This is a genomic window from Staphylococcus sp. 231237_7MaSpsaltlick (genome assembly GCF_043107035.1).
The window spans coordinates 25,321-34,418 of sequence record NZ_JBICNX010000032.1 but is presented as its reverse complement, the minus strand read 5'-3'; the positions used below and the strand labels follow the sequence as shown (position 1 = coordinate 34,418).

Below are 9,098 nucleotides of genomic sequence, written 5' to 3'. Positions count from 1 at the left end.
CATGACAGAAGTGACGTAAACACTCGTAAAGATGATACTGATTTATCACATCAAGATAAAGATGCAGCTGACAAGCGAACTGCAGATGATAAACATAATGGTAAAGGGTCTGCCATTGCTGGTGGCGCAGCAGCAGCTGGTGCAGGTGCTTATGCTGCAAATAAACACAATAACGACAAGCATTCTTCGAAAGAACAGCATGTTGATGATCAAAATGATACTACAAATCGTGAGCAAGACGCTACACAGACAGGTGGTACTACTGCTGGTGCTGGCACAGGCTCATATGCTGCAAATAAGGATGATGCTGATAATAGAGTCAATGATCCAGAGCACAATAAAAATAACAAGGAACAACATGAGCAAAATGGATCAACCGATTCAAAAGATGGTTCCAAGAAAAAAGGCGCTGCTATTGCTGGCGGTGCTGCTGCAGCGGGCGCAGGTGCAGGTGCTTATGCTGCTAGCAAATCAAACAAAGATAAAAACGCAGAAAGTAACACTGCAGACAATAAATCAAACGAATCACAATCAAAAGAACAACATAATGAAGAAAAGAACAACGGTAAATCTAAGAAAAAAGGTGCCGCAGTCGCTGGTGGTGCTGCAGCGGGTGCTGGTGGCGCCGCAGCAGCTTCAAAAGCAAGTGGTTCCGGTTCTAATGGAAATGGCGGAAACAATCATCAAAATAATAGTAATAATAATAACGATGATTACAAACGTAAAAAGAAAAAAGGCGGCTTATTAGGTAAATTATTACCAATTTTAGCAGCAATCTTAATTTTGGCGGCAATTGGTATTTTCGGTGGCATGGCCTTAACTGGAAATAATGATGATAAGAGTGCTAACGATGATAAAAAAGTAGCTGATAATAAAGACAAAGACGGAGATAAAGATAAAAAAGCTGATTCTGATAAAGATAAAGATAAGTCTAGTGATGACAAGTCTAAAAGTTCAGATGACAGTGAAAAATCATCTGGTGCGTCTGACGGTAGCGACTCTGACTCTGATCAAGCTACAAGTGATTCAGATTCATCTGACAACAGTAGTCAAAGCAGTGGTTCTGATCAAGCTACAAATGGTTCTGATTCTAGTGATCAAAGTGCTAGTGATAGTAACTCAAGTGGTGCAGCTACTGACCAAGGTCAATCTAGCTCTTCTAACAGCGATGATCAGTCAACAAGTGGCCAAAATAGTTCCCAAGATTCACAACAATCAACAAACACTTCAGGACAACGTACTCATGTTGTAAATGGTCAAAACTTATATAGAATTGCTATTCAATATTATGGTGAAGGAACACCTGAAAATGTCGAAAAAATAAGACAAGCTAACAACCTTTCAGGCAATGATATACACAATGGTCAACGTTTAGTAATTCCACAATAATAAAATTTTAAAGTGATACTAGCATTAATACACACGCTTTAAATAGGCGAGTTAATCTTATTCTTTGGATTAGCTCGCCTTAATTTATACATTGAAAATTTCCTGCAGCAATTAATGATATTGGTATATGATTAACTACTTTAAGTTATTGTTTAAAAATATGTTTATCTTACAATTATATATTCTAAATTTAAACAGTTGATATATAGAAGTTTCAGTTTCTTTCATTTGGTTTTTTTATAACTACTGGTATAATATATGAGTGGTTAAAGGAGGACAATTACGTATGCAAACAGTCGAAAGTATCATCATAGGCGGAGGTCCTTGTGGACTAAGTGCCGCTATCGAACAAAAAAGAAAAGGTATCGAAACATTAGTTATTGAAAAAGGTAACGTCGTAAATGCAATTTACAATTATCCAACGCATCAAACATTCTTTTCATCAAGTGATAAATTAAGTATCGGAGACATTCCTTTTATTGTAGAAGACAGTAAACCTCATCGAAACCAAGCATTAGTATACTATAGAGAAGTTGTTAAACATCATCAATTGCGTATTAATGCTTTTGAAGAAGTCCTTACCGTTAAAAAGATTAATAATCGATTTACAATTACAACGACTAAAGATGTGTATCAATGTAGATTCTTAACAGTTGCTACAGGTTATTATGGACATCATAATACACTTGAAGTTGAAGGTGCAGAACTTTCAAAAGTTAAACATTATTTTAAAGAAGCGCACCCTTATTTTGATCAAAATGTGGTTATAATAGGAGGCAAAAACTCTGCAGTTGATGCGGCATTAGAACTTGAAAAAGCTGGTGCTAATGTTACAGTACTATATCGTGGTGAAGCTTATCCACAAGCAATAAAACCATGGATATTACCAAATTTTGAATCTTTAGTAAGAAATGAAAAAATCAATATGCACTTTAATGCTGAAGTGATAAAAATTAATGAAAACTCAATAGAATATAAGCAAGATGATCAAATATTCGAAATCCCTAATGATTATGTATTTGCGATGATTGGTTATCATCCAGATTATGACTTCTTAGAATCAATAGGGATTGAAATAAACACAAATGAATTTGGTACAGCACCCGTACACAATAAAGAAACCTACGAAACTAATGTAGAAAACTGCTATATTGCAGGTGTAATCGCTGCTGGTAATGATGCAAATACCATCTTTATTGAAAATGGAAAATACCACGGTGGCATAATTACACAAAGTATTTTAACTAAAAAGCAAACACCGCTTGAATCATAATAGATAGGACAATAAATATAAATAGATTCTGAGATGTAAAATCTTCTGACAAGTTTAAGAAGACAATTTCTATTGAAATAATATAGAAATTGTCTTTTTTATAATTATTAGAAGTAGTAGCACGATGATGTTGGTATTCATCAATATTCAGTTCCAAGGTTTGATAAAACAATTTCAATAATATATCATCAACTAACAATTAAGGGGATTCGTATTGTAGTTACCTTTGACAGTAAAGTTGAGTTGCAGTCTTTATACTTAAAATAGCTCATTTATTTGTAGTTAGTAAATGAACAAAAGGATCATTTTCCCCATAGTATTTTAATATGAATTTATACACAGATACAAAGTATGTTAGAGAGACTCCTGAGGGAGCAGGACAAGCTGAAGACTACAGGCTGAAGCTGTCCCCTAGGAAAGCGAGCCAATAATACGTAATATTCAACAAAATAACACTCAGATAAATTGAATTCAATCATCTGAGTGTTATTTTACCTAAATTCATATACAAGACTTTATTATTTATAAAACCTATTGATGAAATGCAATTTAAAGTCATATGTTTAATAGACTTATAAATTCGGACTATCAATCTATCAATCAAATCCACAAATTATAATTGAGATTCAAAATAATGATTTAATTCGTCACTATTTAAATTGTTGCTAAGTCCAACTAATAATTTCAATCTGGCTTTTGGCCCATTTAATCCATTAGAAAATATAACACCTTGACGTTCTAACGTTGCGCCACCACCTTCATATGCATAAATCGGGCCAACAATCCCATTAAACGAACGTGAAACAAGTACAATAGGAATACGTTGATTTAAACAAGCAGCTAAACCTTCTAAACAAGTAGGTGGTAAATTACCTTGACCTAAGGCTTCTATAATAATTCCATCAACTTTTTGCTTACTATAAAATTCTAAAACATCATTATTCATGCCCATATATGCTTTTACCAAAGGAATATTTAAATTTTGATTGATTTTATCTAATATCTGATGTTCGAAAGGTTTGTGATGAAATTGGACACTATTTTTAGTCACTACACCTAACGGTCCATGGTTTGGACTTTGGAAGGTATTCGTATTTGATGTATGCGTTTTAGTAACATTTCTAGCTGTGTGTATTTCATCATTAAATACAACCATAACTCCCATATTAGTGGATTCATCACTCGTCGCAACACGAATTGCCGATATAAAATTATACAAACCATCTGCACCAATTTCATTTGAGGAACGCATTGCACCTGTAATTGCAATCGGTTGGGAAATTTCTACTGTTAAATCTAATAAATAAGCAGTTTCTTCCAATGTATCGGTACCATGAGTAATTACAAAACCATCATATTGATTTTCTTTAGCTGCTGATTCAATAATGTCCTTTAATTGCTCAACATAATGAATATCCATATGTGGTGATGGTACATTAAATGGTGTAATTTCTGTTACGTCAGCATATGCTTTAATAATTTCTTGATGTGTTGAAATTGGATTCTTCTCATTAGTAACAACTTGATTTGATTCATCTTGCGACATGCTGATTGTGCCACCTGTATGTATGACAAGAAGTTTTTTCATGCGTGCATTCCTCCTATTAATATAATACATATTTATGATAAAATATTATTCATAAAACAACAAGGAAGGTTTTCTGAAATGAAACGAATAAATATCGCATTAGATGGTCCTGCAGCCGCAGGTAAAAGTACAATTGCAAAAATAGTTGCTGCAAAATTATCAATGATATATGTCGATACGGGAGCAATGTATCGTGCAATTACATATAAATATTTACAACAAAATAAAACAGAAGATTTTGAGACATTAATTGCAGGTTCTGAATTAGCTTTAACATACGACGAAGTGAAAGGACAACGTGTCATCTTAGATGATCAAGATGTTACAGACTACTTAAGAGAAAATGACGTTACGAATCATGTTTCATATGTAGCTTCAAAGGAACCGGTAAGAACGTTTGCGGTAAATAAACAACAAGAATTGGCAGCTAAAAAAGGTATCGTCATGGATGGAAGAGATATTGGTACTGTTGTATTACCTGATGCTGATTTAAAGGTATACATGATCGCTTCAGTTGAAGAACGTGCTATTCGTAGACAAAAAGATAATGAGGAAAGAGGCATTGAATCAACTGTCGAGCAACTTAGACAAGAAATTGCAGACCGAGATCATTATGATATGAATCGTGAAATCTCTCCACTTAAAAAAGCAGATGATGCGGTAACTTTAGATACTACTGGAAAGGATATTGAAACTGTAACTAATGAGATACTTGATATGGTTTCATCGTTGGCATAAAACTATTTCAGCTCATCTTATTAAAAGCAACGTAAAAATTGACTAAAAAAGTTATATATTATTTCGAATAGGGTATAACAAGGATGTACAATTTTTTATGATTTTATTACTACATATATTGGCATAAATGTATGGCATTCCTCTAAAAGAGTAGAATTTCTTGACAATTTTGACAGTTTATAAGATGTTATAAATATGTAGTGTAATAAGGAGGCAGACAAGATGACTGAAGAATTCAACGAATCAATGATCCACGATATTAAAGAAGGGGACAAGGTTACTGGCGAAGTTCTAGAAATAGAAGAAAAGCAAGTAATTGTTCATGTAAACGGTAGTAAGTTTAATGGCATTATCCCTATTAGTCAACTTTCTACTCATCACATTGATACACCTAGTGATGCTGTGAAAGTCGGTGACGAAATTGGTGCATACGTTACAAAAGTTGAGTATGACGAAGAGAATGAAACAGGTGCATATATACTATCAAAACGTCAACTTGAAACAGAGAAATCATATGAATTCCTGCAAGAACAGCTTGATAACAATGAGACAATTGAAGCCAAAGTAACAGAAGTAGTTAAAGGCGGATTAGTTGTGGATGTAGGACAACGAGGTTTCGTACCTGCTTCATTAATTTCAACTGATTTCATTGAAGATTTCTCTGATTTTGAAGGTCAAGTCTTAAAATTAAAGGTCGAGGAATTAGATCCTGCTAATAATCGCGTCATCCTTAGTAGAAAAGCTGTAGAAGAATTAGAAAATGCAGAGAAAAAGGACGCTTTATTATCTTCATTAAATGAAGGCGATGTTATCGATGGTAAAGTTGCTCGTTTAACTAACTTTGGTGCGTTTATCGACATTGGTGGTGTAGATGGTTTAGTGCATGTTTCTGAGTTATCTCACGAGCATGTTAAATCACCTGAAGATGTCGTTTCAATTGGTGATGATGTTAAAGTAAAAGTAAAATCAATCGATAAAGATTCTGAAAGAATCTCATTATCAATTAAGGATACTTTACCTAGTCCGTTTGAATCTATCCAAGGAGAGTTTAGCGAAGGCGATGTTATCGATGGTAAAGTTATCAGATTAGCTGAGTTTGGTGCTTTTGTTGAAATCAAACCAGGTGTACAAGGATTAGTACACATTTCTGAAATTAGCCACAAACACATCGGCACTCCGAGCGAAGTACTAGAACCTGGTCAAGAAGTTAAAGTGAAAGTACTTGGGGTGGATATAGATAACGAACGTATTTCATTATCTATCAAAGCAACATTGCCAAATGAAGAGTCTGATGATCACTCTCAAGAAAGCAATAATGAAGAAACACAATCATACTTAGATAGTTCATCTGATGAGGATGATAATCCTACACTTGGTGATGTCTTTGGAGATAAATTGAAAGACTTTAAATTTTAATCTGACCAATATATACCAATTTAAATCTTGTCCTTATGATTCCATAGGACAAGATTATTTTTTATGTGCTTATATATACTGAAATGAAGCAATATAATCCGATTATCATTCAAGAGAGGGGATTGATTTAATATTTCTTTTGAATTAATTAAACCATGTGATAAAATTATAGAGATTATAAAAGAGAGGAAGTAAGTTATGACTAAACCTATAGTAGCGATTGTAGGAAGGCCCAATGTTGGTAAATCTACAATCTTTAATAGAGTTGTCGGTGAACGTGTATCTATCGTTGAAGATACACCCGGAGTAACTCGTGATAGAATTTATTCATCAGGCGAATGGTTAACACATGATTTCAATATTATTGATACTGGAGGTATTGAAATTGGTGATGCACCATTCCAAACACAAATTAAAGCACAAGCAGAAATAGCTATAGATGAAGCAGACGTCATCATCTTTATGGTAAATGTACGTGAAGGGTTAACTCAAAGTGATGAAATGGTTGCCCAAATGCTATATAAATCGAAAAAACCAGTCGTACTTGCAGTCAATAAAGTAGACAATCCTGAAATGCGAAATGAAATTTATGATTTTTATTCATTAGGTTTCGGAGAACCATACCCTATTTCAGGTTCGCATGGCCTTGGGCTTGGGGATTTGTTAGATGAAGTTGTTAAGCATTTTAAAGACGAAGAACCTGAACCTTACGATGACGATACTATCCGTTTATCTATTATTGGTAGACCAAACGTTGGTAAATCTAGTTTAGTTAATGCCATTTTGGGTGAAGAACGCGTCATTGTATCTAACGTAGCAGGTACTACAAGAGATGCGGTTGATACAGAGTATAGTTATGATGGACAGGATTATGTTTTAATTGATACTGCTGGTATGCGTAAAAAGGGTAAAGTCTATGAAAATACTGAAAAATATTCGGTATTACGCGCATTAAAAGCGATCGAACGTTCAAATGTCATTTTAATCGTTATCGATGCTGAACAAGGTATTATCGAACAGGATAAACGCGTTGCGGGCTATGCTCATGAAGAAGGTAAAGCAATTGTTATCGTAGTCAATAAATGGGATACAGTTGATAAAGAAACGAATACAATGAAAGAATTCAAAGATGAAGTTCGTAAAGAATTCCAATTTTTAGATTATGCAGAAGTTGCATTTATTTCTGCAAAGGAAAAACTTAGATTAAAAACACTTTTCCCATACATTAGAGAAGCAAGTGAAAATCATAAAAAGCGTGTTCAAAGTTCAACTCTAAACGAAGTAATTACAGATGCCATTTCTATGAACCCAACACCTACAGATAAAGGGCGTCGATTAAATGTGTTCTATGCGACTCAAGTGGCAATTGAACCACCTACATTTGTAGTATTCGTTAATGATGTAGAATTAATGCACTTTTCTTATAAACGTTATTTAGAGAATCAAATCAGATCAGCATTTGGTTTTGAAGGAACACCTGTGCATATTATACCAAGAAAACGAAATTAATTAGACCGGAGGGGATACCATGTCAAACGTTACCGTATTTGGCACTGGAAGTTTTGGAACCGCACTTGCGAATGTCTTAGCAGAAAATGGACATCAAGTATTAATGTGGGGAAAAAATGAACAAACAATTAACGATATCAATGAACAACATAAAAATACAAAGTATTTAAATGATGCAATTTTAGATTCATCGATTAAAGCAACATTAGATATTGAAGAAGCAACACAATTTGCGGATATTTATTTAATGGCACTGCCTACAAAAGCAATGCGTGAAATTGCAAAAAAAATCGATAGCTTGCTAACAACTAAAAAAACATTTATACATGTGGCGAAAGGTATTGAAAATGACACCTTCAAACGTGTTTCAGAGATGTTAGAGGATTCAATTTCTCCTGAACACAATGCTGGCATCGGTGTACTATCTGGACCAAGTCACGCTGAAGAAGTTGTTATAAAACAACCAACAACTGTTGCCGCATCATCAAAGTCAAAAGAAGTTAGTTTGTTGACACAAGATTTATTCATGAATGAATATTTGCGTGTATATACAAACGACGATTTAGTTGGTGTTGAATTAGGTGGCGCATTAAAGAATATTATCGCTGTTGCTAGTGGTGTGATTACAGGCATGGGATTTGGCGACAATGCTAAAGCAGCACTAATGACAAGAGGGCTAGCTGAAATAAGTCGTCTTGGTGAAAAGCTAGGTGCAGATCCACTTACTTTCTTAGGTCTTGGTGGCATTGGAGATTTAATCGTTACATGTACATCGACACATTCTCGTAACTTTACTTTAGGATACAAATTAGGTGAAGGTAAATCACTAGAAACAGCTTTAGATGAAATGAACATGGTTGTCGAAGGCGTTTATACGACGAAATCAGTTCATCATTTAGCTAAAAAGCATAATGTTGAAATGCCAATCACTGAAGCTTTATATCGTGTTTTATTTGAAAATACACCTGTATCAGAAAGTGTCAAAGACCTCATGGGACGCGGCAAAAAGTCCGAATAGTAAAGTATTTTTACACTTTTAATTAAATTTATAACAATTTGTCATCAAAATCCCATTATTTCAACGTTTTTTGCGCATAAATCGTTGCAGTAGTGATTATCGTTGTGTTAAAGTCAAAGCATAATGATACAAAGTTATCATTATAGACCCTAGGGGAGGTGAATTCA

7 protein-coding genes are annotated in these 9,098 nt (G+C 34.2%); 6 read left to right on the top strand and 1 reads right to left on the bottom strand.

The features are described from left to right. Positions 1–1,389, top strand: a 1,389-nt coding sequence (locus tag ACF91D_RS27305) for a LysM peptidoglycan-binding domain-containing protein (protein ID WP_392438054.1), incomplete at its 5' end; no start/stop codon positions are given. Between the two features lie 286 nt (positions 1,390–1,675). Next, the gene (ypdA, locus tag ACF91D_RS27300) at positions 1,676–2,662 is read left to right on the top strand and encodes a bacillithiol disulfide reductase YpdA (protein WP_042738638.1); all 987 of its coding nucleotides are present in this window, start codon (positions 1,676–1,678) and stop codon (positions 2,660–2,662) included. A 613-nt stretch (positions 2,663–3,275) separates the two neighbouring features. On the opposite strand, the gene ACF91D_RS27295 is transcribed toward ypdA, so the two are convergent. Then, a complete protein-coding gene (locus ACF91D_RS27295; RefSeq protein ID WP_107527723.1) occupies positions 3,276–4,250 on the bottom strand; it encodes an asparaginase in 975 nt (324 codons plus the stop codon). Between the two features lie 78 nt (positions 4,251–4,328). Between ACF91D_RS27295 and cmk the strand changes: the two genes are divergently transcribed. From cmk to ACF91D_RS27275, 4 genes are all read left to right on the top strand, one after another. Then, entirely contained in the window at positions 4,329–4,988 is a 660-nt protein-coding gene (cmk, locus tag ACF91D_RS27290; RefSeq protein ID WP_107513360.1) for a (d)CMP kinase, read from the top strand. A 222-nt stretch (positions 4,989–5,210) separates the two neighbouring features. Continuing rightward, on the top strand, positions 5,211–6,404 hold the full coding sequence (gene rpsA / locus ACF91D_RS27285; RefSeq protein WP_107527724.1) for a 30S ribosomal protein S1: 1,194 nt from the start codon (positions 5,211–5,213) through the stop codon (positions 6,402–6,404). Between the two features lie 198 nt (positions 6,405–6,602). Next, positions 6,603–7,913: a ribosome biogenesis GTPase Der gene (gene der / locus ACF91D_RS27280; RefSeq protein WP_042738642.1), complete on the top strand. Its 1,311-nt coding sequence runs from the start codon at positions 6,603–6,605 to the stop codon at positions 7,911–7,913. 19 nt (positions 7,914–7,932) lie between these two features. Next, positions 7,933–8,931 carry an NAD(P)H-dependent glycerol-3-phosphate dehydrogenase gene (locus ACF91D_RS27275; RefSeq protein WP_042738643.1) on the top strand — a complete coding sequence of 333 codons (999 nt, stop codon included), beginning with the start codon at positions 7,933–7,935 and terminating at the stop codon, positions 8,929–8,931. Positions 8,932–9,098: the final 167 nt, after the last annotated feature.